The 20,889-nt window shown below is 63.7% G+C and carries 33 protein-coding genes; 1 reads left to right on the forward strand and 32 read right to left on the reverse strand.

Going from position 1 to position 20,889, the window contains the following annotated elements:
- The 3 genes from miaB to F618_RS0109585 all read right to left on the reverse strand — a co-directional run bounded on the left by miaB (position 1) and on the right by F618_RS0109585 (position 3,380).
- Positions 1-1,353: a tRNA (N6-isopentenyl adenosine(37)-C2)-methylthiotransferase MiaB gene (gene miaB, locus F618_RS14825; protein ID WP_018168201.1), complete on the reverse strand. Its 1,353-nt coding sequence runs from the start codon at positions 1,351-1,353 to the stop codon at positions 1-3.
- 45 nt (positions 1,354-1,398) lie between these two features.
- Positions 1,399-1,881, reverse strand: coding sequence for a single-stranded DNA-binding protein (gene ssb / locus F618_RS0109580; protein ID WP_019568436.1), 483 nt, complete (start codon positions 1,879-1,881; stop codon positions 1,399-1,401).
- A 128-nt stretch (positions 1,882-2,009) separates the two neighbouring features.
- Entirely contained in the window at positions 2,010-3,380 is a 1,371-nt protein-coding gene (locus tag F618_RS0109585) for an MFS transporter (RefSeq protein WP_019568437.1), read from the reverse strand.
- 192 nt (positions 3,381-3,572) lie between these two features.
- Between F618_RS0109585 and uvrA the strand changes: the two genes are divergently transcribed.
- Positions 3,573-6,425 (forward strand): excinuclease ABC subunit UvrA, encoded by a 2,853-nt coding sequence (uvrA, locus tag F618_RS0109590; protein WP_019568438.1) that lies wholly within the window; start codon positions 3,573-3,575, stop codon positions 6,423-6,425.
- Positions 6,426-6,597: 172 nt separating this feature from the next.
- Here the strand turns inward: uvrA and rplQ are convergent, their stop codons facing one another.
- From rplQ to F618_RS0109730, 29 genes are all read right to left on the reverse strand, one after another.
- Entirely contained in the window at positions 6,598-6,987 is a 390-nt protein-coding gene (gene rplQ, locus F618_RS0109595; protein WP_018146438.1) for a 50S ribosomal protein L17, read from the reverse strand.
- A gap of 42 nt (positions 6,988-7,029) precedes the next feature.
- Positions 7,030-8,019, reverse strand: coding sequence for a DNA-directed RNA polymerase subunit alpha (gene rpoA, locus F618_RS0109600; RefSeq protein WP_018168204.1), 990 nt, complete (start codon positions 8,017-8,019; stop codon positions 7,030-7,032).
- Between the two features lie 30 nt (positions 8,020-8,049).
- A complete protein-coding gene (gene rpsD, locus F618_RS0109605) occupies positions 8,050-8,670 on the reverse strand; it encodes a 30S ribosomal protein S4 (RefSeq protein WP_019568439.1) in 621 nt (206 codons plus the stop codon).
- A gap of 15 nt (positions 8,671-8,685) precedes the next feature.
- Positions 8,686-9,075 (reverse strand): 30S ribosomal protein S11, encoded by a 390-nt coding sequence (gene rpsK / locus F618_RS0109610; protein ID WP_017941093.1) that lies wholly within the window; start codon positions 9,073-9,075, stop codon positions 8,686-8,688.
- A gap of 21 nt (positions 9,076-9,096) precedes the next feature.
- On the reverse strand, positions 9,097-9,453 hold the full coding sequence (gene rpsM / locus F618_RS0109615; RefSeq protein ID WP_018139891.1) for a 30S ribosomal protein S13: 357 nt from the start codon (positions 9,451-9,453) through the stop codon (positions 9,097-9,099).
- A gap of 66 nt (positions 9,454-9,519) precedes the next feature.
- Positions 9,520-9,633, reverse strand: a complete 114-nt coding sequence (gene rpmJ, locus F618_RS15535) for a 50S ribosomal protein L36 (protein ID WP_077277041.1) — start codon at positions 9,631-9,633, stop codon at positions 9,520-9,522.
- Between the two features lie 15 nt (positions 9,634-9,648).
- Positions 9,649-10,995 (reverse strand): preprotein translocase subunit SecY, encoded by a 1,347-nt coding sequence (secY, locus tag F618_RS0109620; protein ID WP_018146441.1) that lies wholly within the window; start codon positions 10,993-10,995, stop codon positions 9,649-9,651.
- Between the two features lie 3 nt (positions 10,996-10,998).
- A complete protein-coding gene (gene rplO / locus F618_RS0109625; RefSeq protein ID WP_018146442.1) occupies positions 10,999-11,430 on the reverse strand; it encodes a 50S ribosomal protein L15 in 432 nt (143 codons plus the stop codon).
- A 2-nt stretch (positions 11,431-11,432) separates the two neighbouring features.
- Positions 11,433-11,612 carry a 50S ribosomal protein L30 gene (gene rpmD / locus F618_RS0109630; protein ID WP_018168205.1) on the reverse strand — a complete coding sequence of 60 codons (180 nt, stop codon included), beginning with the start codon at positions 11,610-11,612 and terminating at the stop codon, positions 11,433-11,435.
- Positions 11,613-11,615: 3 nt separating this feature from the next.
- Positions 11,616-12,122, reverse strand: coding sequence for a 30S ribosomal protein S5 (gene rpsE, locus F618_RS0109635; RefSeq protein ID WP_018146444.1), 507 nt, complete (start codon positions 12,120-12,122; stop codon positions 11,616-11,618).
- Between the two features lie 26 nt (positions 12,123-12,148).
- Positions 12,149-12,502 carry a 50S ribosomal protein L18 gene (rplR, locus tag F618_RS0109640; RefSeq protein WP_018168206.1) on the reverse strand — a complete coding sequence of 118 codons (354 nt, stop codon included), beginning with the start codon at positions 12,500-12,502 and terminating at the stop codon, positions 12,149-12,151.
- Positions 12,503-12,512: 10 nt separating this feature from the next.
- Positions 12,513-13,043, reverse strand: a complete 531-nt coding sequence (gene rplF / locus F618_RS0109645; RefSeq protein ID WP_018168207.1) for a 50S ribosomal protein L6 — start codon at positions 13,041-13,043, stop codon at positions 12,513-12,515.
- Positions 13,044-13,053: 10 nt separating this feature from the next.
- Positions 13,054-13,446 carry a 30S ribosomal protein S8 gene (gene rpsH, locus F618_RS0109650; protein ID WP_018146447.1) on the reverse strand — a complete coding sequence of 131 codons (393 nt, stop codon included), beginning with the start codon at positions 13,444-13,446 and terminating at the stop codon, positions 13,054-13,056.
- 14 nt (positions 13,447-13,460) lie between these two features.
- Entirely contained in the window at positions 13,461-13,766 is a 306-nt protein-coding gene (gene rpsN / locus F618_RS0109655; RefSeq protein WP_019563614.1) for a 30S ribosomal protein S14, read from the reverse strand.
- A gap of 15 nt (positions 13,767-13,781) precedes the next feature.
- The gene (gene rplE / locus F618_RS0109660) at positions 13,782-14,321 is read right to left on the reverse strand and encodes a 50S ribosomal protein L5 (RefSeq protein ID WP_018146449.1); all 540 of its coding nucleotides are present in this window, start codon (positions 14,319-14,321) and stop codon (positions 13,782-13,784) included.
- An 18-nt stretch (positions 14,322-14,339) separates the two neighbouring features.
- Positions 14,340-14,654, reverse strand: coding sequence for a 50S ribosomal protein L24 (gene rplX, locus F618_RS0109665; RefSeq protein ID WP_018146450.1), 315 nt, complete (start codon positions 14,652-14,654; stop codon positions 14,340-14,342).
- A gap of 7 nt (positions 14,655-14,661) precedes the next feature.
- Complete coding sequence (gene rplN / locus F618_RS0109670) at positions 14,662-15,030, reverse strand: 50S ribosomal protein L14 (protein WP_018146451.1); 369 nt, start codon at positions 15,028-15,030, stop codon at positions 14,662-14,664.
- Between the two features lie 22 nt (positions 15,031-15,052).
- Positions 15,053-15,319, reverse strand: coding sequence for a 30S ribosomal protein S17 (gene rpsQ, locus F618_RS0109675; RefSeq protein WP_018146452.1), 267 nt, complete (start codon positions 15,317-15,319; stop codon positions 15,053-15,055).
- A gap of 4 nt (positions 15,320-15,323) precedes the next feature.
- Complete coding sequence (rpmC, locus tag F618_RS0109680) at positions 15,324-15,518, reverse strand: 50S ribosomal protein L29 (protein ID WP_018168209.1); 195 nt, start codon at positions 15,516-15,518, stop codon at positions 15,324-15,326.
- Complete coding sequence (gene rplP / locus F618_RS0109685; RefSeq protein ID WP_017941078.1) at positions 15,518-15,931, reverse strand: 50S ribosomal protein L16; 414 nt, start codon at positions 15,929-15,931, stop codon at positions 15,518-15,520. Before rplP ends, rpmC begins: the two co-directional genes overlap by 1 nt.
- 10 nt (positions 15,932-15,941) lie before the next feature.
- A complete protein-coding gene (gene rpsC, locus F618_RS0109690) occupies positions 15,942-16,622 on the reverse strand; it encodes a 30S ribosomal protein S3 (RefSeq protein WP_018146454.1) in 681 nt (226 codons plus the stop codon).
- Positions 16,623-16,624: 2 nt separating this feature from the next.
- Positions 16,625-16,966, reverse strand: a complete 342-nt coding sequence (gene rplV, locus F618_RS0109695) for a 50S ribosomal protein L22 (protein ID WP_018146455.1) — start codon at positions 16,964-16,966, stop codon at positions 16,625-16,627.
- Between the two features lie 9 nt (positions 16,967-16,975).
- The gene (gene rpsS, locus F618_RS0109700) at positions 16,976-17,248 is read right to left on the reverse strand and encodes a 30S ribosomal protein S19 (RefSeq protein WP_018146456.1); all 273 of its coding nucleotides are present in this window, start codon (positions 17,246-17,248) and stop codon (positions 16,976-16,978) included.
- Between the two features lie 12 nt (positions 17,249-17,260).
- Entirely contained in the window at positions 17,261-18,082 is an 822-nt protein-coding gene (gene rplB / locus F618_RS0109705) for a 50S ribosomal protein L2 (RefSeq protein WP_019568440.1), read from the reverse strand.
- 2 nt (positions 18,083-18,084) lie between these two features.
- Positions 18,085-18,381, reverse strand: coding sequence for a 50S ribosomal protein L23 (rplW, locus tag F618_RS0109710; RefSeq protein ID WP_019568441.1), 297 nt, complete (start codon positions 18,379-18,381; stop codon positions 18,085-18,087).
- Positions 18,378-18,983 carry a 50S ribosomal protein L4 gene (gene rplD, locus F618_RS0109715; RefSeq protein WP_018168211.1) on the reverse strand — a complete coding sequence of 202 codons (606 nt, stop codon included), beginning with the start codon at positions 18,981-18,983 and terminating at the stop codon, positions 18,378-18,380. Before rplD ends, rplW begins: the two co-directional genes overlap by 4 nt.
- Before the next feature lie 4 nt (positions 18,984-18,987).
- Positions 18,988-19,632, reverse strand: a complete 645-nt coding sequence (gene rplC / locus F618_RS0109720; RefSeq protein ID WP_018146460.1) for a 50S ribosomal protein L3 — start codon at positions 19,630-19,632, stop codon at positions 18,988-18,990.
- A 110-nt stretch (positions 19,633-19,742) separates the two neighbouring features.
- Positions 19,743-20,054 (reverse strand): 30S ribosomal protein S10, encoded by a 312-nt coding sequence (gene rpsJ, locus F618_RS0109725; protein WP_017941070.1) that lies wholly within the window; start codon positions 20,052-20,054, stop codon positions 19,743-19,745.
- Positions 20,055-20,059: 5 nt separating this feature from the next.
- Positions 20,060-20,889, reverse strand: an 830-nt coding sequence (locus F618_RS0109730) for an elongation factor Tu (protein WP_019568442.1), incomplete at its 5' end; no start/stop codon positions are given.

The raw sequence follows: 20,889 nt of genomic DNA on the forward strand, positions 1-20,889 counted from the left end.
CTAGGCGCCGACGGCGGCGGGCATTGTCCGCTCCACCGTGCGCCCGCGCAGGGAATGTGCCAGGGCCTCGGTAATCTCGACCGGGATCAACTGCCCGATCAGGCCGGGGTCCCCGGCGAAGTTGACGATGCGGTTGTTCGCCGTGCGCGCGGCCAGTTCGCCGGGGTTGCGCTTGGCCGGACCTTCTACCAGTACCGGCTCGATGTTGCCCACCATGGACTCGTTTCGCGCGCGGCCGTTCTGCTCGATCAGGGCCTGCAACTCGGCCAGACGGGCCTTCTTGGTCGCCATCGGCACGTCATCCGGCAGCGATGCGGCCGGGGTGCCCGGACGCGCGCTGTAGATAAAGCTGAAGGAGAAATCAAAATGCAGCTCCTCGATCAGCTTCATCGTCGCGGCGTGGTCGGCGTCGGTCTCGCCGGGGAAGCCGACGATGAAGTCCGAGGAGAGATCCAGGTCCGGGCGCGCCTCGCGCAGGCGGCGGATCTTGGACTTGTATTCCAGGATCGTGTGGCCGCGTTTCATCTGCGCCAGGATGCGGTCGGAGCCGCTTTGCACCGGCAGGTGCAGGTGACTGACCAGCTTCGGTTCGTCGGCAAAGGCCTGGATCAGCGAATCGGAAAACTCCACCGGGTGCGAGGTAGTGAAGCGGATGCGCTCGATCCCGTCGACCGCCGCAACATAGTGGATCAGCAGGGCCAGGTCCGCAGTGTCGCCGTCATCCATTGGCCCGCGGTAGGCATTCACGTTCTGCCCCAGCAGGTTGATCTCCCTGACCCCCTGCGCGGCCAGCGCGACCACCTCGGCAATCACGTCGTCGAACGGGCGGCTGATCTCGTCGCCGCGCGTGTAGGGCACCACGCAGAAGCTGCAGTACTTGGAGCAGCCTTCCATCACCGAGACGAACGCACTCGGACCGTCGGCCTTCGGCTCCGGCAGGCGGTCGAATTTCTCGATCTCGGGGAAGGAAATATCCACCACCGGGGCGCGCTCACGGCGCACCGACTGGATCATGGCCGGCAGGCGATGCAGGGTCTGCGGGCCGAATACCAGATCCACGTACGGGGCCCGGGCGCGCAGGGCATCGCCCTCCTGACTGGCAACACAACCGCCCACACCGATGATCACCTCCGGCCGGCGTTCCTTGATCTGCCGCCAGCGCCCCAGTAGCGAGAAGACCTTCTCCTGCGCCTTCTCGCGAATGGAGCAGGTGTTCATCAGCAGCAGGTCGGCCTGCTCCGGATCATCGGTACGCTCCGCCCCGTGCAGCTCACGCAGTGCGTCGAGCATGCGATCGGAGTCGTACTCGTTCATCTGACAGCCGTGCGTCTGGATGTAGACCTTGCGGATCATGCTCTCGGTACTTCGCTAGTGGGTGAACAGTGGCTTATATGGACGTTAAAACGGGACGTCGTCGTCATCGAAGCCGCCGCCGGAGGCCGGCGCGTTGCTGCGGTTGCCGCCTTGCTGGCCACCGCCGCCGTAGGCATTGCCGCCGCCATAACCCGGGTCCTGGTCGAAACCACCACCGCCGCCGCTGCCACCGCGGCCGCCGATCAGCTGCATCTCGTTGGCCACGACCTCGGTGCTGTAACGATCGTTACCGGATTGGTCCTGCCATTTGCGGGTCTGGATCTTGCCTTCGACATAGACCTGCGAGCCCTTGGACAGGTACTGCGCGGCGATATCCGCCAGGCGCCCGAACATCACCACCCGGTGCCATTCGGTGTTCTCGCGCTTCTCGCCGGAGTTCTTGTCGGTCCACTGCTCCGACGTCGCCAGACGCAGATTGGTGACGGTAACCCCGTTCGGGGTCTCGCGCTTTTCCGGGTCGGCCCCGAGGTTGCCGAGCAGGATGACTTTGTTGACGCCGCGGGCCATGGGGCCTCCTTGTGTCCAGCATGGAGAAACAGATTCGGTAGTGTAGCAGCCCACCCCGGCCGCGACAGTGCACCGGTCCGGGATGTGGACAGATTCGCGCGGCCAGTCGGGGAGGCATTGCGCGCGTTCTACGCGCCTGGCTTGCGCGCCAACCAGGCCGTCAGCTCGGGGGTGTCCGGGCCTCCTGGCTCCACCTTCAGGTACAAGGAACCGGCATCCGGCGACAGGTCCGCCTCGTGCACGCCGGGCCATGCGGCAAGCGCCCGCAGCAGTTCCGCGTCACGACCGGACCAGTGATCGGGTACCGCGACCACCCGGTTCGACCGGTAGCGCGGATGCATCCCGCGGGCGATCCACCACCAGGCCAGCAGCAACGGCACCCCGGCAAGGAACACCCCGACCGGCCCGACCAGTGTCAGCAGGACACCTCCCAGCACGCCGCCGGCGAAAATCCCAAGGAACTGCGCGGTGGCAAAGCCGCCCATCGCCGTGCCCTTGTGGGCGACCGGCGCCACGCGCGCAACCAGCGACGGCAGTCCCGCCTCAAGCAGGTTGAAGGCGGCAAAGAACAGGACCATCAGCGCCGCCAGCGTCCACAGACCGCCGCCGTCGAGCACCAGCAGGGCCAGCAGGATCTGCACCCCGGCCAGCAGGGCGATCGCCCCGCGCAGCACGCTGTGCACGCGCCGGCGGCGCTCGCCGAAGATGATCCCCGGGAGCATCAGCGCGAACCCCGCCAGCAGCACCGGCACATAGAACTTCCAGTGGCTGGCACCCGCTAGCCCGAGCGTCTCCACCAGCAGCACCGGGATAACCAGAAAGTTCGCGGCCAGGACCAGGTGCAGCACGAAGATGCCGAGGTTCAGGCGCAACAGGTCCGGGGCGCGCAGCACGCGGGGCAGTGCCGACCAGACCGGCACCATGTCCGGGTGTGCCCGCGCCCGTGCCGGCGTTGGCACCCAAAGGAACAGGATCACAATCGCGACCAGCCCGAGCAGCGCCGACAGGCCGAAGATCCCGGACAATCCCGCCGCCTGGTCCACCACCGGGCCCAGGGCCATCGCTGCGGTGAAGGTCAGGCCGATGGTCAGCCCGATCACGGCGAGCGCCCGCATGCGCCGCTCCTCGCCAACCAGATCCGCGGTCAACGCCAGGACCACCGCCGCCACCGCGCCCGACCCCTGCAGGGCCCGCCCGAGAATGATGCCGTGGATGGTCTCGGCGACCGCGGCGAGCACACTGCCAGCAACGAACAGCAACAGCCCGGCGAGGATCAGCGGCTTGCGGCCGACCCGGTCCGACAAGAGACCGAACGGGATCTGCAGCACGGCCTGGGTGAGTCCGTAGATCCCGAGCGCCAGGCCCATCAGCAGCGGGGTTGCGCCGGGGATACGGTCGGCATGCAGCATGAACACCGGCAGGACCATGAACAGGCCGGCCATGCGCACGCCATAAATCGCCGCCAGCCCAGTGGTGGCGCGCAGCTCGCGGGGATTCATGGCGTCCGCGACCGACGCGGGCAAGAAGAGCTCTTCATGTCCGGGGAGTTTACCGGCAAGCGCGGCGGGGAAACCATGGCGAGCGCGGCCCGGGTGTTACCATGGATGGTTTGCGGCGCCCCAATGGAAACACTGATCCGTGTTTTCGCCAGCGCGCCGCGCGACGTAACCCAGTGGAGTCGATCCAGCCCCATGGACAGCATCAGCATTCGCGGCGCCCGCACCCATAACCTGAAGAACGTGGACCTCGACCTGCCGCGCGAACGGCTGATCGTGATTACCGGCGTTTCCGGTTCGGGCAAATCCTCGCTGGCCTTCGACACCCTGTTCGCCGAGGGCCAGCGCCGCTACGTGGAGAGCCTGTCGACCTACGCCCGGCAGTTCCTGTCGATGATGGAAAAGCCCGACGTCGACCAGATCGAGGGTCTGTCGCCGGCGATCTCCATCGAGCAGAAGAGTACCTCGCACAACCCGCGGTCCACCGTCGGGACCATCACCGAGATCTACGACTACCTGCGCCTGCTGTTCGCGCGCGCCGGCGAGCCGCGCTGCCCGGAACACGGCGAGACCCTGGCCGCCCAGACCATCTCGCAGATGGTCGACCAGGTACTCGATCTGCCGGAGGGCGACAAGGTCATGCTGCTGTCGCCGGTGGTCCGCGGCCGCAAGGGCGAACACCACAAGATGCTCGAGGCCATGCGCTCCCAGGGCTACCTGCGCGCGCGTATCAATGGCGAGATCCACGACCTCGACGCCCTGCCGGCGCTGGACCCCAAGCGCAAGCACAACATCGAGATCGTGATCGACCGCTTCCGCGTGCGCGAGGACCTGCGCCAGCGCCTGGCCGAGTCCTTCGAAACCGCCACCGAACTGGCCGATGGCCTGGCGCTGATCGCGTGGATGGACGAGCCGGAACGCGAGCCGATGATCTTCTCGGCGCGCTACGCCTGTCCGATTTGCGGCTATGCCCTGCGCGAGCTGGAGCCCCGGCTGTTCTCGTTCAACAACCCGGCAGGCGCCTGCCCCACCTGCGACGGCCTCGGTGTGCACCAGTTCTTCGACCCCGAACGGGTCGTGTCGCAGCCCGAGCTAAGCCTCGGTGGCGGGGCCGTGCGGGGCTGGGATCGGCGCAACGCCTGGTACTTCAGCCTGCTGACCAGTCTCGCCCGGCATTACGACTTCGACGTGGAGGCCCCCTGGCAGGAATTGCCGGCCGAGGTCCGTGCGGTGGTCCTGCATGGTTCGGGCACGGAGAAGGTCAAGCTGTCGACCCCGGCCGCCAACGGCCAACTGCGCACCGACGAACGCGTGTTCGAGGGTGTGATCCCGAACCTGGAGCGGCGCTACCGCGAGACCGACTCCGCGGCAGTGCGCGAGGAACTGGGCCGCTACCAGGCGGAACAGCCCTGCCCCGACTGCCACGGCACGCGCCTCAACTCGGCCGCACGCAACGTCTTTGTCAGCGACATGACCCTGCCCGAGGTCACGCACATGAGCGTGGCCAACGCGCAGGCCTTTTTCGACGACCTCCGCCTGCCGGGACGCTTCGCCCAGATCGCCGAGAAGATCGTGCGCGAGATCTCCGCGCGCCTGGGGTTCCTCAACGATGTCGGCCTCGACTACCTGACCCTGGACCGCTCCGCCGACACCCTTTCCGGCGGCGAGGCCCAGCGTATCCGCCTGGCCTCGCAGATCGGCTCGGCCCTGGTCGGGGTGATGTACATCCTCGACGAGCCATCAATCGGCCTGCACCAGCGCGACAACGCACGCCTGCTGAAGACCCTGAGCCACCTGCGCGACCTCGGCAACACGGTCATCGTGGTGGAGCATGACGAGGATGCCATCCGACAAGCCGATTATGTCGTGGATATCGGCCCCGGCGCGGGTCGCCACGGCGGCCACATTGTGGCGTCGGGCACCCCGGAGGCGGTCGCGAATCATCCGGATTCCCTCACCGGCGCATACCTGCGCGGCACCCGCTGCATCCCGGTGCCGGACCAGCGGACGCCGCCCGACGCGGAGCGCGAGATCCGCGTAATCGGCGCGCGTGGCAACAACCTGAAGGGCGGTGATTTCGCCTTCCCCACCGGGCTGTTCACCTGCGTGACCGGGGTCTCGGGCTCCGGCAAGTCCACCCTGGTCAACAACACCCTGTACCCGGCCGTCGCCACCGCCCTCCATGGCGGGCGCCACCACATCGAGGATCACGACCGCATCGACGGCATGGAGTTGATCGACAAAGTGGTCGACATCGACCAGAGCCCGATCGGGCGTACCCCGCGCTCCAACCCGGCCACCTATACCGGCCTGTTTACGCCCATACGCGAACTGTTTGCCGCAACCGGCGAGGCGCGCTCGCGCGGCTACAAGCCCGGGCGCTTCTCGTTCAACGTCCGTGGCGGGCGCTGCGAGGCCTGCCAGGGCGATGGCGTGATCAAGGTGGAAATGCACTTCCTGCCGGACGTCTTCGTCCCCTGCGACGTCTGCAAGGGCCAACGCTATAACCGCGAGACCCTGGACGTGCGCTACAAGGGCAAGAATATCCACGAAGTCCTGGAGATGACCGTCGAAGAGGCCCTCGACTTCTTCCAGCCGGTACCGGTGATCCACCGCAAGCTCGAGATGCTGATGGAGGTGGGCCTGTCCTACATCCAGCTGGGGCAGAATGCCACCACCCTTTCCGGTGGCGAGGCCCAGCGCATCAAGCTCGCCCGGGAGCTCTCCAAGCGCGATACCGGTCGTACGCTCTACATCCTCGACGAGCCGACCACCGGCCTCCATTTCGAGGATATCGCCCAGCTCCTGCGCGTGCTCCACCGCCTCCGCGACCATGGCAATACCATCGTCGTGATCGAGCACAACCTCGACGTCATCAAGACCGCCGACTGGCTGATCGATATCGGCCCGGAAGGCGGTAGCGGCGGCGGTGAACTCCTCGTGGCAGGCACTCCCGAAGCGGTGGCCGCCGCAGCCCACAGCCACACCGGGCAGTTCCTTGCACCGCTGCTCCCCGCCGCAAGCTCTTCTCACGCCGCCAACGGTTAACGACCCGCGGCCCTTTCCATCTCCACGGGCTGCGCGCCTGCGCACCGTCCCCACAGACCGCGCTTCCCTCTCTCTTTCTAAATTCGCCGTTACCCAGACGCAAGAAAGCCGGCCCAAGGCCGGCTTTCCGAGCGCTCAACCTGCGAGCGCGCTTTCCTCTGGCGACGGACCCTCAGGCGGCTTCGCCTTCTCCGGCATCCAGTTCGGGACGATCCACGAGTTCAACGTAGGCCATCGGGGCATTATCACCCGCGCGGTTGCCGCACTTCAGGATCCGCAGGTAGCCACCGGGCCGCGCCTGGTAGCGCGGACCCAGTTCGGCGAACAGCTTTCCCACAATCTCCTTGTCACGAAGACGGGCAAACGCCAGCCGACGGCCGTGAACGCTGTCTTCCTTGGCCAGCGTGATCAGCGGTTCGGCGACGCGACGCAGCTCTTTCGCCTTGGGCAGCGTGGTCTTGATCAGTTCGTGCCGGAACAGGGCCACGGACATGGCCTGAAACGTGGCCTTGCGGTGCGAGCTGTTGCGGCCAAGCTGACGGCCGGAATGACGATGACGCATGAGAGGCTTCCTCTAAAAAACGATGGGCGCGGGGCGCCGTGATTACTCGTTGTCGTCGCGCAGACCCGGCGGCGGCCAGTTCTCGAGACGCATGCCGAGCGACAGCCCGTGGGTCGCCAGCGTGTCCTTGATTTCAGTCAGCGACTTCTTGCCGAGGTTCGGCGCACGCAGCAGCTCGACCTCGGTGCGCTGGACGAGATCCCCAATGTAGTACAGGTTCTCGGCCTTCAGGCAGTTGGCCGAACGCACCGTCAGTTCCAGCTCGTCCACCGGACGCAGCAGCACCGGGTCGATCGCGCCACCCACGGCACCCGCCACTTCGGCCGACTCTTCTTGCAAGTCCACGAACGGCGCCAGCTGGCCCTGGAGGATCGTCGCGGCTTGCCGCACGGCGTCATCCGGGGCGATCGCACCATTGGTTTCGAGCTCGAGCACCAGGCGATCCATATCGGTCCGCTGGGCCAGACGCGCGCTTTCGACGCGATAGGACACGCGGCGAATCGGGCTGAAGCTGGCGTCCAGCAACAGTCGACCAATACCCGTGTCATCCCCACCCTCGGCTTGCCGACGCGTGCTGACGGGTTCGTACCCGCGACCCGCGCGCGCCGTCAGAGTGATGTCCAGATCCACGTTCTTGGTGATCGTCGCGATCACGTGTTCCGGGTTCACCACCTCGACGTCATGGTCGACCTGAATGTCGCCGGCCGTCACCACGCTCGGACCCTTCTTCCTCAGGGTCAGCGTGGACTCGTCGCGGCTGTGCATCCGCAGCGCAACACCCTTCAGGTTCAGCAGGATGTCGACGACATCTTCCTGTACCCCTTCGATGGTGGTGTACTCGTGCAGCACGCCTTCAATCCGGGCCTCGACAATGGCGGCACCCGGGATGGACGACAGCAACACACGTCGCAGGGCATTGCCCAGGGTGTGGCCGAAGCCGCGTTCCAGCGGCTCGAGGGCGACCTTGGCCTGATTCCGATTCTCGGCCTCGACCTCGATCTGCTGTTTCTTGACCAGTTCGTTCGACTGCATTGTGACTCCTGGCGCCAGGCCGAAAAACGATTACTTCGAGTACAGCTCGACGACGAGCGACTCGTTGATGTCCGCAGGCAGATCCGAACGATCCGGGACCGCCTTGAACGTACCCTCGAACTTGCTGGTGTCCACTTCGATCCAGCTCGGGAACCCGGTCTGCTCGGCCAGCGTCATCGAGTCCTGGATGCGCACCTGCTTGCGCGCCTTCTCCCGGACCGTAACCACGTCGGACGGCTGCACCTGGTAGGCCGCGATGTTGACCACCTGCCCGTTCACCTGGATCGCACGATGCGCAACCAGCTGGCGCGCTTCGGAGCGGGTGGAGCCGAAGCCCATGCGGTACACCACGTTATCCAGACGACCTTCCAGCAGCTTCAGCAGGTTCTCACCCGTCGAGCCCTTGCGCTGAGCGGCCTTCTTGTAATAGTTGCGGAACTGCTTTTCCAGCACGCCGTAGATGCGGCGAAGCTTCTGCTTCTCGCGCAGCTGCACGGCGTAGTCCGACAGGCGAGTACGGCGTTCACCGTGCTGACCCGGCGGCTTGTCGAGCTTGCACTTTGTTTCAAGCGCACGGACCCCGCTCTTCAGGCCCAGGTCCACGCCTTCACGGCGACTCAACTTGCATTTCGGTCCAATGTAACGAGCCATTCTTCAACTCCAGCCTTAAACGCGGCGTTTCTTGGGCGGCCGGCAGCCGTTGTGAGGGATCGGGGTTACATCACTGATGTTCGTGATCTTGAACCCGGCATTGTTCAGCGCACGTACCGCCGACTCGCGACCCGGACCCGGGCCCCGCACCATCACGTCGAGATTCTTCACGCCGTGTTCGGCCGCAGTCGTCCCGGCGCGCTCGGCCGCGATCTGCGCGGCGAACGGCGTCGACTTGCGGGAACCACGGAAGCCCGAACCACCGGAGGTGGCCCAGCTTATCGTGTTCCCCTGCCGGTCGGTGATCGTGATGATCGTGTTGTTGAACGTGGCGTACACATGAGCCACGCCCTCGGCGATATTTTTGCGGACCTTTTTCTTGGTCCGTGTTTGCGCTTGTGCCATGTACCTGAGATCCCAGTCTGATTACTTGCGAATCGGGCGACGCGGGCCCTTTCGGGTGCGTGCATTCGTCTGCGTCTGCTGACCGCGCAGCGGCAGGCCGCGACGGTGGCGCACGCCACGGTAGCAGCCCAGATCCATCAATCGCTTGATGTTCATGCTGACTTCCCGGCGCAGATCCCCTTCCACGGGGATCTTGTCGATCTGGGCGCGCAGCGCATCCACTTCGGCATCCGTCAGATCCCGCACCTTGATGTCCCGACGCACACCCGCCCCATCGCAGATCAGGCCGGCCCGAGTCGGGCCAATGCCATAGATCGCGGTCAGCGCGATTACCGTGTGCTTCTGGTCAGGAATATTGATTCCAGCGACGCGAGCCATCCAACTTCTCCATCAAAATCCGGCAAAGCCGGCTATAGTAGCAATGATTATGCGTTACGCCAAGCTTCAGCCCTGACGCTGCTTGTGGCGGGCGTCGGAACAGATCACCCGGACCACGCCATTACGCCGAATGACTTTGCAGTTCCGGCACATCGGCTTTACAGATGCACGTACCTTCATGGTCTATCTCCTGGTCTAGCGGATCCCGGTCCCGCCGAAACCCTTCAGATTCGCTTTCTTCATCAAGCCTTCGTACTGGTGGGACACCAGATGCGACTGCAACTGTGCCATGAAATCCATCACCACGATCACGATGATCAGAAGCGAGGTCCCGCCAAAGTAGAAGGGCACGTTCCAATACAGGATCAGGAACTCCGGCAGCAGGCACACTGCGGTGATGTACACCGCCCCAACCGCCGTCAGCCGAGTCATGACCCCGTCAATGAATCTTTCGGTCTGGACACCTGGCCGGATCCCCGGAATGAAGGCGCCCTGCTTCTTCAGATTTTCCGCCGTATCGCGTGAGTTGAACACCAGCGCGGTATAGAAGAAGCAGAAGAAAATAATCGCAGCCGCATAGAACATCACGTACAGCGGCTGTCCCGGCGCCAGCGTCGTCGAGATCTCCCGCAGCCAGTCCATCCCTTCAGCCTGGCCGAACCACTGCCCCAACGTCGACGGGAACAGAATGATACTCGATGCGAAGATCGGCGGGATCACCCCGGCCATGTTCAGCTTCAGCGGCAGGTGCGAGGACTGGCCACCGACCATCTTCCTTCCCACCTGGCGTTTGGCGTAATTGATCGTCACTCGGCGTTGCCCGCGCTCGACGAACACCACGAAGGCGGTCACCGCCAGGGCCAGGACGATCAGAATCACCACGAATGCTGCCGCCAGTTCTCCGGTGCGGGCCAGCTCCAGGGTTCCGCCAATCGCGCCCGGAAGCCCTGCGACGATACCGGCGAAGATGATGATCGAGATCCCGTTGCCAATGCCGCGTTCCGTAATCTGCTCACCCAGCCACATCAGGAACAGCGTCCCCGTCACCAGCGAGACCACCACGGTGAAGATAAAGATCGGGCCCGGGTTGAGGGCCATCGGCATCCCCTGGATGGTCTGACCATTCAAGGCAATCCCGATCCCGATACTCTGGAACAGCGCCAGCGCCACGGTCCCGTAGCGCGTGTACTGCGTAATCTTGCGCCGTCCCTGTTCGCCCTCTTTCTTCAATTGCTGGAGCGCCGGTACGGTCGCGGCCAGAAGCTGCATGATGATGGCGGCCGAGATGTACGGCATCACCCCTAGCGCAAAGATCGACAGGCGCTCCAGCGCCCCCCCGGAAAACATGTTGAACATGTCCAGGATGGTCCCGCTTTGCTGTTCGAAGAACTGCGAGACGGCCACCGGGTTAATACCGGGCACCGGAATGAATGTACCGATCCGGTACACCACCAGGGCACCCAGAACGAACAGCAGGCGTTGGCGTAACTCGGTAAAACCGGTGAGCCCGCCACCGGAACGTGCTGTCGCTCCACGTGCCATTATTTAGGCCTCAACGCTCCCGCCAGCGGCTTCGATCGCCGCCCGCGCGCCCTTGGTGACGCCCACGCCTTTCACGGCACAGGCCTTCGAGACTTCACCGGAGGCGAAGATCTTGGCGCTCTGCGCATCGCTGCGCACGACGCCCGCAGCCTTCAGGGTGTCCAGGGTCACGTCGCCGTCGACCTTGGCCAGTTCGCTGAGACGCACTTCGGCCGAATACTGTTGCTTGCGGGAGCGGAAGCCCACCTTGGGCAGGCGACGCTGCAGCGGCATCTGGCCGCCCTCGAACCCCACCTTCGTGTAACCACCCGAGCGAGACTTCTGGCCCTTGTGGCCGCGGCCGCCGGTCTTGCCCAGACCGGAGCCAATCCCCCGACCGACGCGCTTCGCCGGCTTGCGGGCACCGTCGGGGCTGGAAATGTTATTCAGTCGCATGATTAGACTTCCTCTACCTTCAGCAGGTACGAGACCTTCTTGACCATGCCCATGTTTTCGGGCGTGGCCTCGATGATCGCGCTGCTGTGGGTCTTGCGCAGCCCGAGTCCACGCACGCACGCCTTGTGCGTGGCGATACGGCCGGCGGTGCTGCGTACCAGTGTCAGTTTCAGCTTGCTCATGGCTTAGCTCTTCACTTCGTCGACGGACTTGCCGCGCTTGGCCGCAACCCGTTCCGGCGAGTTCACCATGGTGAGCCCGTCGATGGTCGCCTGCACGACGTTGATAGGGTTGCGCGAACCGACACACTTGGCCAGCACGTTACGTACGCCCGCTACTTCGAGCACTGCGCGCATCGCGCCCCCGGCGATGATCCCGGTACCCTCAGAAGCCGGCTGCATGTAGACGTTGGCCGCGCCATGATGCCCGTTCACCGCATAGTGCAGCGTGCCTTCGTTCAGCGACACATTGCGCATTTCCATGCGCGCCTGCTGCATTGCCTTCTGAATGGCCGCCGGCACTTCGCGCGCCTTCGCGTACCCGTATCCAACTCGTCCCTCGCCATCACCGACGACGGTCAGTGCGGCAAACCGGAACTGCCGGCCGCCCTTGACCACCTTCGCAACGCGGTTGACGCCAATCAGCTTTTCCTGGAGGCCGTCCTGCGCTTCGCTTACATCGTTACGTGCCATTTCTCTCTCCGCTCGATCGCGTTTGACTAGAACTGCAGGCCGCTTTCACGGGCGGCGTCGGCAAGTGCCTTCACCCGTCCGTGATAACGAAAACCCGCGCGGTCAAACGCGACCTGTTCGATCCCTGCTTTGCGCGCACGCTCCGCGATGGCCTGGCCCACGCGGGCGGCGGCCTCGGCGTTGCCGGTGGAACCCCCGGCATTCTTCAGATCCTTCTCCACGGTCGACGCCGCGGCAAGCACCGCGTCGCCCGAGGGGGCAATGATCTGCGCGTACATGTGGCGCGGCGTCCGGTGGATACAGAGACGATGCACCCCCAGCTCACGGATCTTGAACCGTGCGCGCCGCGCCCTCTTAAGTCTGGCCTCTTTCTTGTCCACTGGTGCCTACCTACTTCTTCTTGGCTTCTTTGCGCACGATGCGCTCGTCTTTGTACTTCACGCCCTTGCCCTTGTAGGGCTCCGGCGGGCGGAAGGCGCGAATGTTCGCTGCCACCTGGCCCACCTTCTGGCGATCCGTTCCCTTGACCACGACCTCGGTCGGGGTCGGTGTCTCCACCGTCACGCCTTCCGGAATGTCGAAGTCGATCGGATGCGAGTACCCGAGCGTCAGGTTCAGCTTCGCGCCCTGCATTTGGGCGCGATAGCCGACGCCGACCAACTCCAGCGCCCGGACGAACCCTTCGCTCACCCCGTGGACATGATTGCCCAGGAGTGCCCGAATAGTACCCGCCAACGCGACATTCTTCGCGTTCTCCGTGGCCTTCACTCGAACCACCCCGTCCTCGACGGTAACGATCACGGCTTCGGGGCAGGTGAGCTGTAGCTCGCCCTTCGGACCCTTGATCTTGATCTCGCTTTCCGACTGCTCGACGGAGACGCCGTTCGGCAGCTTGATCGGCAGATTTGCAATGCGCGACATGGCTGATTCCTCAGTAAATCTTGCAGAGGACTTCGCCGCCCTGGCCTGCGGCCCGGGCAGCGCGGTCACTCATGACACCCTGTGGCGTGGAGACCACGGCAACCCCGAGACCGGCGTTAATTCGCGGCAGCTCGTCCTTGCCGCGATAAATCCGCAGGCCCGGACGCGAGATGCGCTCGACGGTCTCGATGACCGGCCGTCCCTCGAAGTACTTCAGCTTCACCACCAGTTTCTTCTGGGCAACTTCACCCTCGACCTGGATGTCGCCTACGAAACCCTCGTCGGCGAAGACCTTAAGGATACGCTCCTTGGCCTTGCTGAAAGGAATGGCGACCTGCTCCTTGTTCGCACGCTGGGCGTTGCGAACACGGGTGAGCATGTCGGAAATCGGATCGGTCATCATCGGTTCAAATCTCCTTACCAGCTCGCCTTGCGCAGGCCCGGAATCTCGCCCTTCATGGCGTGTTCGCGCAGCTTGTTGCGCCCCAGGCCAAACCGGCGGTAATACCCTTTCGGCCGACCAGTGACGCCGCACCGGTTCGTCTGCCGAACGCGCGCGGAATCACGCGGCAGCTTTTGCAGCGCATGCATGGCCGCCAGGCGTTCTTCGGACGACTTGGTCTCGTCGACCAGGATCGCCTTCAGTTCGGCCCGCTTGGCCGCGTACTTGTTGACCAGTCGCTCGCGCTTTTTCTCGCGTTCGAGCATCGATGTCTTTGCCATGTGCGCCTACCTCGGTTACTGCCGGAACGGGAATCGGAAGGCCTCCAAAAGGGCCTTGGCTTCCGCGTCCGTTCTTGCACTGGTGGTAATCGTGATGTCCATGCCGCGCAATTTGTCGACACGGTCGTAATCGATCTCCGGGAAGATGATCTGTTCCTTGATGCCCATGCTGTAGTTGCCACGCCCATCGAAGGCTTTCGCGGAAAACCCGCGGAAGTCCCGCACGCGCGGCAGCGCTACGCTGATCAGGCGATCCAGGAACTCGTACATCTGCCGCCGGCGCAAGGTGACCTTGCAGCCGATCGGATAGTCATCGCGGATCTTGAACCCGGCGATCGACTTGCGCGCCTTGGTCACGACCGGCTTCTGCCCGGCAATGGCCGTCATGTCGCTGACCGCGTGCTCGATCACCTTCTTGTCCGCGACGGCATCACCCAGACCCATATTCAGGGTCACCTTGGTGACACGCGGGATTTCCATCACGTTGGCATAGCTGAACTGCTCGCGCAGGGCCTGCTTCACCGTGGATTCGTATTCTTCTCTCAAGCGTTCCATAAAACCGTCCGTCCCGCGTTATGCGTCCACGACTTCGCCGTTCGAGCGGAAGACCCGCACCTTACGGCCGTCTTCCAGGGTCTTGAACGACACGCGATCACCCTTGTCGGTTGCTGGGTTGAAGACCATCACGTTGGACACATCGATCGGCATTTCCTTCTCGATGATCCCACCGCCGACGCCCTGTTGCGGGTTCGGCTTCTGATGCTTCTTCACCATGTTGATGTTCTGAACCAGAACCTTGCCATCGAGGACCTTGATAATGGTGCCCCGGCGACCCTTGTCCTTGCCAGAAATCACGACGACATCGTCGCCTTTGCGAATCTTGTTCATCACGTCCTCACAGCACTTCCGGGGCGAGGGAGATAATCTTCATGTACTTCTCCCCTCGCAGTTCACGCGTCACCGGCCCGAAGATACGGGTGCCGATCGGCTGGTGCTGGTTGTTCAGCAGGACCGCGGCGTTGCGGTCGAAGCGGATCAGCGATCCATCCGCACGGCGCACGCCCGCGGCCGTGCGCACCACGACGGCGTCATAGACATCGCCCTTCTTCACCTTGCCACGCGGGATCGCATCCTTGACGCTCACCTTGATGACGTCGCCCACCCGGGCGTACCGGCGGTGCGACCCGCCCAGCACCTTGATGCACTGGATGCGTCGGGCACCGCTGTTATCGGCGGCCTCGAGCACGGTCTGCATTTGAATCATGACTTATCTCCTGGCAGCCGATTCAGAGAGCGTCCTGCCCGACCACTTCGATCAGGGCATGATGCTTCTGCTTGGAAATCGGCCGGCATTCACGGATACGAACCCGATCGCCCATGCGCGATACATTTTCTTCGTCATGGACGTGCAGTTTCGTGCTGCGACGAATGAACTTCCCGTACAGCGGATGACGGACGCGACGCTCGACAAGAACCGTGCGGGTCTTGTCCGTCTTGTCGCTAATCACGCGCCCGACGACGGAACGCTGAGTCCTGGAACCTTCTTCGGTCATTGTCTTAACCTGCCCTTCTACGTTCATTCATCAGCGTCTTGATCTGCGCGATCTCGCGCCGCACCTTGCCGACACGATCCGGGCGCGCAAGCTGCCCAACCGACTTCTGCATGCGAAGGCCGAACTGTTCCTTGTAGAGCGCTTCCAGCTCCTGGTCCAGATCGCCGTCCGACTTCTTTCTGAGCTCTTCTGCTTTCATCACATCACCTGCCGACGGGTAAACACCGTCTTGACCGGGAGCTTGGCGGCGGCCAGACGCATTGCCTCACGCGCAACGTCTTCATGCACACCTTCCATCTCGTAGAGCACGCGCCCGGGCTGGATCTTGCAGACCCAGTACTCGACACCGCCCTTGCCCTTGCCCATGCGCACTTCAAGCGGCTTCTTGGTGACCGGGACGTCCGGGAACACCCGGATCCAGATCTTCCCGCCACGCTTGATGTGACGCACCATCGCACGCCGCGCCGCCTCGATCTGGCGCGCGGTAATGCGACCGCGTTCCACGGCCTGAAGGCCGTACTCGCCGAAGCTGACCTTGGCGCCGGTGGAGGCCATGCCCCGGTTCCGGCCCTTGAACTGCTTGCGGAATTTGGTTCTTTTTGGCTGCAACATGGTCTATGTCCTAGCTCGCGTTGGCCGCAGCGCGCGTCCCTTCGACCGGTTCCAGGCCGAAAACTTCGCCCTTGAAGATCCACACCTTGACGCCGATGATCCCGTAGGTCGTACGCGCCTCGGCGAAACCGTAGTCGATGTCCGCACGCAGGGTGTGCAGCGGCACGCGGCCTTCGCGGTACCACTCGGAACGCGCGATCTCGGCGCCATTGAGACGACCGGCCACGTGCACCTTGATGCCCTGGGCACCCAGGCGCATCGCATTACCCACGGCGCGCTTCATCGCACGACGGAACATAATCCGGCGTTCAAGCTGCTGGGCGATACCTTCCGCGACCAGCTGGGCTTCGATCTCGGGCTTGCGCACCTCTTCGATATTGATCTTGACGTTGCCCTGCTCCAGGCCCGTCTCGGCTGCCACTTCGCGGCGCAGCTTCTCGATGTCCTCGCCCTTCTTGCCAATCACAATCCCCGGACGTGCCGTGTGAATCGTGATGTGCGCGGCCTTGGCGGGACGCTCGATGGTGATTCGGCTGACCGACGCGTGGGCAAGTTTCTTCTGCAGAAACGTGCGCAGCTTGATGTCGTTGTTCAGCGTTTCACCAAACTCGCGACCGTCCGCGTACCAGGTCGCCGACCACGGGCGAGAAATGCCCAGCCGGATGCCGGTTGGATGTACTTTCTGACCCATGGTTAGTTCGCTCCCTTCTCGCTCACGCCCACTACAATGTGGCTAGTGCGCTTCATGATGCGGTTGCCGCGACCCTTGGCTCGCGCCTGCATGCGCTTGAGAACCGGGCCTTCGTCGATCTGGATGCGCGAGATGCGCAGCTCGTCGATGTCTGCACCGTCATTGTTCTCCGCATTGGCAATCGCGGACTCCAGCACCTTTTTTACAATCGCTGCCGGCTTTTTGGGGCTGAAAGTCAACTCGTTCAGAGCCTCTTCCACCCGCATGCCACGAACCTGGTCGGCGACCAGCCGCGTCTTCTGCGGCGAGATGCGCGCGTAGCGCAGTTTTGCAATCGTCTCCATCGTTCGTCCTCAGCGCGACTTCTTGTTGGCGATGTGACCCTTGAAGGTCCGCGTCAACGCAAACTCGCCCAGCTTGTGGCCGACCATGTTTTCGTTGACCAGCACCGGAATATGCTGACGCCCGTTGTGTACCGCGAGGGTGAGACCCACCATCTGCGGGATGATCATCGAGCGGCGCGACCAGGTCTTGATCGGACGCCGATCGTTCTTCTCGAGCGCCTCATCCACCTTCTTGCGAAGGTGATGATCGACGAACGGGCCTTTCTTCAGTGAACGCGGCATGCTGGCACTCCGTTACTTCTTGCGCCGACGCACGATCATGCCGTCGGTACGTTTGTTGTTGCGGGTTTTGTAACCCTTGGTCGGGCGGCCCCACGGGGTCACCGGGTGACGCCCGAAGTTGCGACCTTCACCACCACCATGCGGGTGGTCGACCGGGTTCATCGCGGTGCCACGCACGGTTGGGCGGACACCCATCCAGCGTTTGGCACCGGCCTTCCCGAATTTCTTGAGGCTGTGCTCGCTGTGACCGACTTCGCCGATCGTGGCCCGGCACTCGGACTGGATGCGGCGCATCTCACCGGAGCGCAGGCGAATCGTCGCGTGCGCGCCTTCTCGTGCCACGACCTGGGCCGAGGCACCGGCGGACCGCGCAATCTGCGCTCCCTTCCCCGGCTTCATCTCGATGCAGTGAATCACCGTGCCCACCGGAATGGAGCGCAGCGGCATCGCGTTACCCACGCGAATCGGGGCCTGCGAGCCGCTCGTCACGGCATCACCCTGCTTCAGCCCGCGGGGCGCAACAATGTACCGGCGTTCGCCGTCAGAGTACAGTACTAACGCCAAATGAGCGCTGCGGTTCGGATCATACTCCAGCCGCTCGACCTTGCCTGGCACGCCGTCCTTGTTCCGCTTGAAGTCAACGATGCGGTAGCGCTGCTTGTGGCCACCACCGACGTGCCGCGTGGTAATGCGGCCAGCGTTGTTGCGGCCGCCCGAGCGAGTCTGCTTTTCGAGCAGCGCCGCGTGCGGCGCCCCCTTGTGCAGACCCTCGCCGCGGATCTTCACCGCGTGACGGCGCCCGGCAGAGGTCGGATTGGTCTTGATAATCGCCATGACTAGACCTGTTCTCCTTCACCCATGTCGATGCTCTCGCCTTCAGCGAGGGCCACATAGGCCTTTTTCCAGTGGTTGCGACGCCCGAACATGCGACCGAAGCGCTTGTTCTTGCCCTGCTGGTTCAATGTGCGCACGTGCTCCACCCGAACCTCGAACAGCTTCTCGATCGCGGCCTTGATCTCGGCCTTGTCCGCACCCGGCAGCACACGGAACACGTATTGCCCCACTTCGCCGGCGTTGGTCGACTTCTCCGACACCACCGGACCCTGAATAATCTGCATCAGACGCGAATTCATGCCAGCCACTCCTCAAGCTTGCGGATGGCGCCTTCCGTAATCACGACCGTATCGGCCCCGACCAGGTTGGCGGGATTGACACCGCTCACATCGATCACATCCACGTGCGGGACGTTGCTCAACGCACGTTCGGTCATCGCGTCATCCTCGGCCAGCACCACCAGCCCCCGCTCCAGGCCGAGCTCGCCGAGCTTGGCAATGCCGTCACGGGTCTTGCCCGACTCTACGGCGAATGCAGCGACCACTTTCAGGCGATCCTGCCGCAGCAGTTCGGAGAGGATGGACGCCATAGCGGCGCGGTACATCTTCTTGTTCAGCTTCTGCGAGAAATCCTGAGTGCGCGCAGCGAACACCTTGCCGCCACCCGTCCACAGCGGGCTGCGAATCGTACCAGCGCGAGCGCGCCCAGTCCCTTTCTGGCGGAACGGCTTGATGCCGCCGCCACTGACCTGGGCCCGGGTCTTCTGGGCACGGGTCCCGCTGCGGGCGCCGGCCAGCTGAGCGACGACGCTCTGATGCACCAGCGGTTCATTGAAATCCCGCTCAAAGCAGGTGGCGGACAGCTCCACGCTGGCCCCGGTATCGGCAGTCGTAACTTGCATTGTTTTAACCCTTCGCCTTCACGGCCGGACGAATCATCACGTCGGTACTCGGCGCGCCCGGCACGGCACCCTGAACCAGGACCAGGCTGCGATCAGCGTCCACGCGTACCACCTTGAGGTTCTGGATGGTTTTGCGCTCGGCGCCCATGTGCCCGGCCATCTTCTTGCCCTTGAACACACGGCCCGGGCTCTGGTTCTGACCAATGGAACCCGGAGCGCGATGCGCCAGCGAGTTGCCATGGGTCGCGTCCTGGGTGCGGAAGTTGTGACGCTTCACGGCACCCTGGAAACCCTTGCCCTTGCTCTGAGCGGTCACATCCACGATCTGCCCCTCCTCGAACCGGTCGACGGTGATTGCATCACCGGCAGCCAGGCCTTCGAGGTCGGTCTCGTCGACGCGAAACTCCCACAGACCGCGCCCGGGCTCCACCGACGCCGCGGCGTAGTGCCCAGCCTCCGGCTTGCTTACCCGGGACGGCTTGCGCGAACCCGCCGTCACCTGGACCGCGTTGTAGCCGTCGCCTTCGGTGCGCTTGATCTGGACCACGCGATTGTTGTCCACCTGTAGCACCGTAACCGGCACAGAGACGCCATCGTCCGTAAAGACGCGCGACATGCCGAGCTTGCGACCGATGAGTCCAAGAGCCATTACAAAACCCCTTCCGTATCAGACGGCGCTAACAAGCGCCCTAAAGCCGTGGCCCGGCGAAAATTCCGCCGGGCCACGGAAAGCCCAATAGTATGGCAGAAAATTTAACGTTAGTTAAGCCTGATCTGAACATTTACGCCTGCAGCCAGATCCAGCTTCATCAGGGCATCCACGGTCTTGTCGGTCGGATCGAGGATATCCATCAGTCGCTTGTGCGTGCGCAGCTCGTACTGGTCCCGCGCGTCCTTGTTGACGTGCGGCGAAACCAGGACGGTGTACGCCTCGCTCTTGGTCGGCAGGGGGATCGGGCCCTTGACTCGGGCACCGGTCCGCTTCGCAGTCTCGACGATCTCGGCCGCGGAACGGTCGATCAGTCGATGATCAAAGGCCTTCAGACGAATTCGAATGCGCTGGTTAGCCATCTGGTTCACTCAATAATCTTGGAGACGACGCCGGCGCCCACAGTGCGGCCGCCTTCGCGGATCGCAAAGCGCAGACCGTCTTCCATCGCGATCGGATTGATCAGGGACACCGTCATCTTCACGTTGTCACCCGGCATCACCATCTCGGTGCCCTCCGGAAGCTCCACCGAGCCCGTCACGTCCGTCGTGCGGAAGTAGAACTGCGGACGGTACCCGTTGAAGAACGGCGTGTGACGACCGCCCTCTTCCTTGCCCAGGATGTACACCTCGGCTTCGAAGTGCGTGTGCGGGGTAATCGAACCCGGCTTGCACAGCACCTGACCACGCTGGACGTCGTCACGCTTGGTGCCGCGCAGCAGAATGCCGACGTTGTCGCCCGCTTCGCCCTGATCGAGCAGCTTGCGGAACATCTCGACACCGGTGACGGTGGTCTTCTGCGTGTCGCGAATACCGACGATCTCGATCTCTTCGCCCACCTTAACCACGCCGCGCTCGATACGACCGGTCACCACGGTGCCGCGACCGGAGATCGAGAACACGTCTTCCACCGGCATCAGGTACGCGCCGTCCACGGCACGCTCCGGCTCCGGAATCCAGGTGTCCATCGCCTCGACCAGCTTGTAGATCGCCGGGGCGCCTACTTCGCTCTCGTCACCTTCCAGCGCCTTCAGCGCGGAACCGGTGATGACCGGGGTGTCGTCACCCGGGAAATCGTACGAGGACAGCAGGTCGCGTACTTCCATCTCGACCAGCTCCAGCAGCTCCGGATCATCGACCATGTCGGCCTTGTTCAGGAACACCACGATGTACGGAACACCGACCTGACGCGCCAGCA

The sequence above is a fragment of the Thioalkalivibrio sp. ALMg13-2 genome, assembly GCF_000381185.1.
Taxonomy (GTDB): domain Bacteria; phylum Pseudomonadota; class Gammaproteobacteria; order Ectothiorhodospirales; family Ectothiorhodospiraceae; genus Thioalkalivibrio; species Thioalkalivibrio versutus.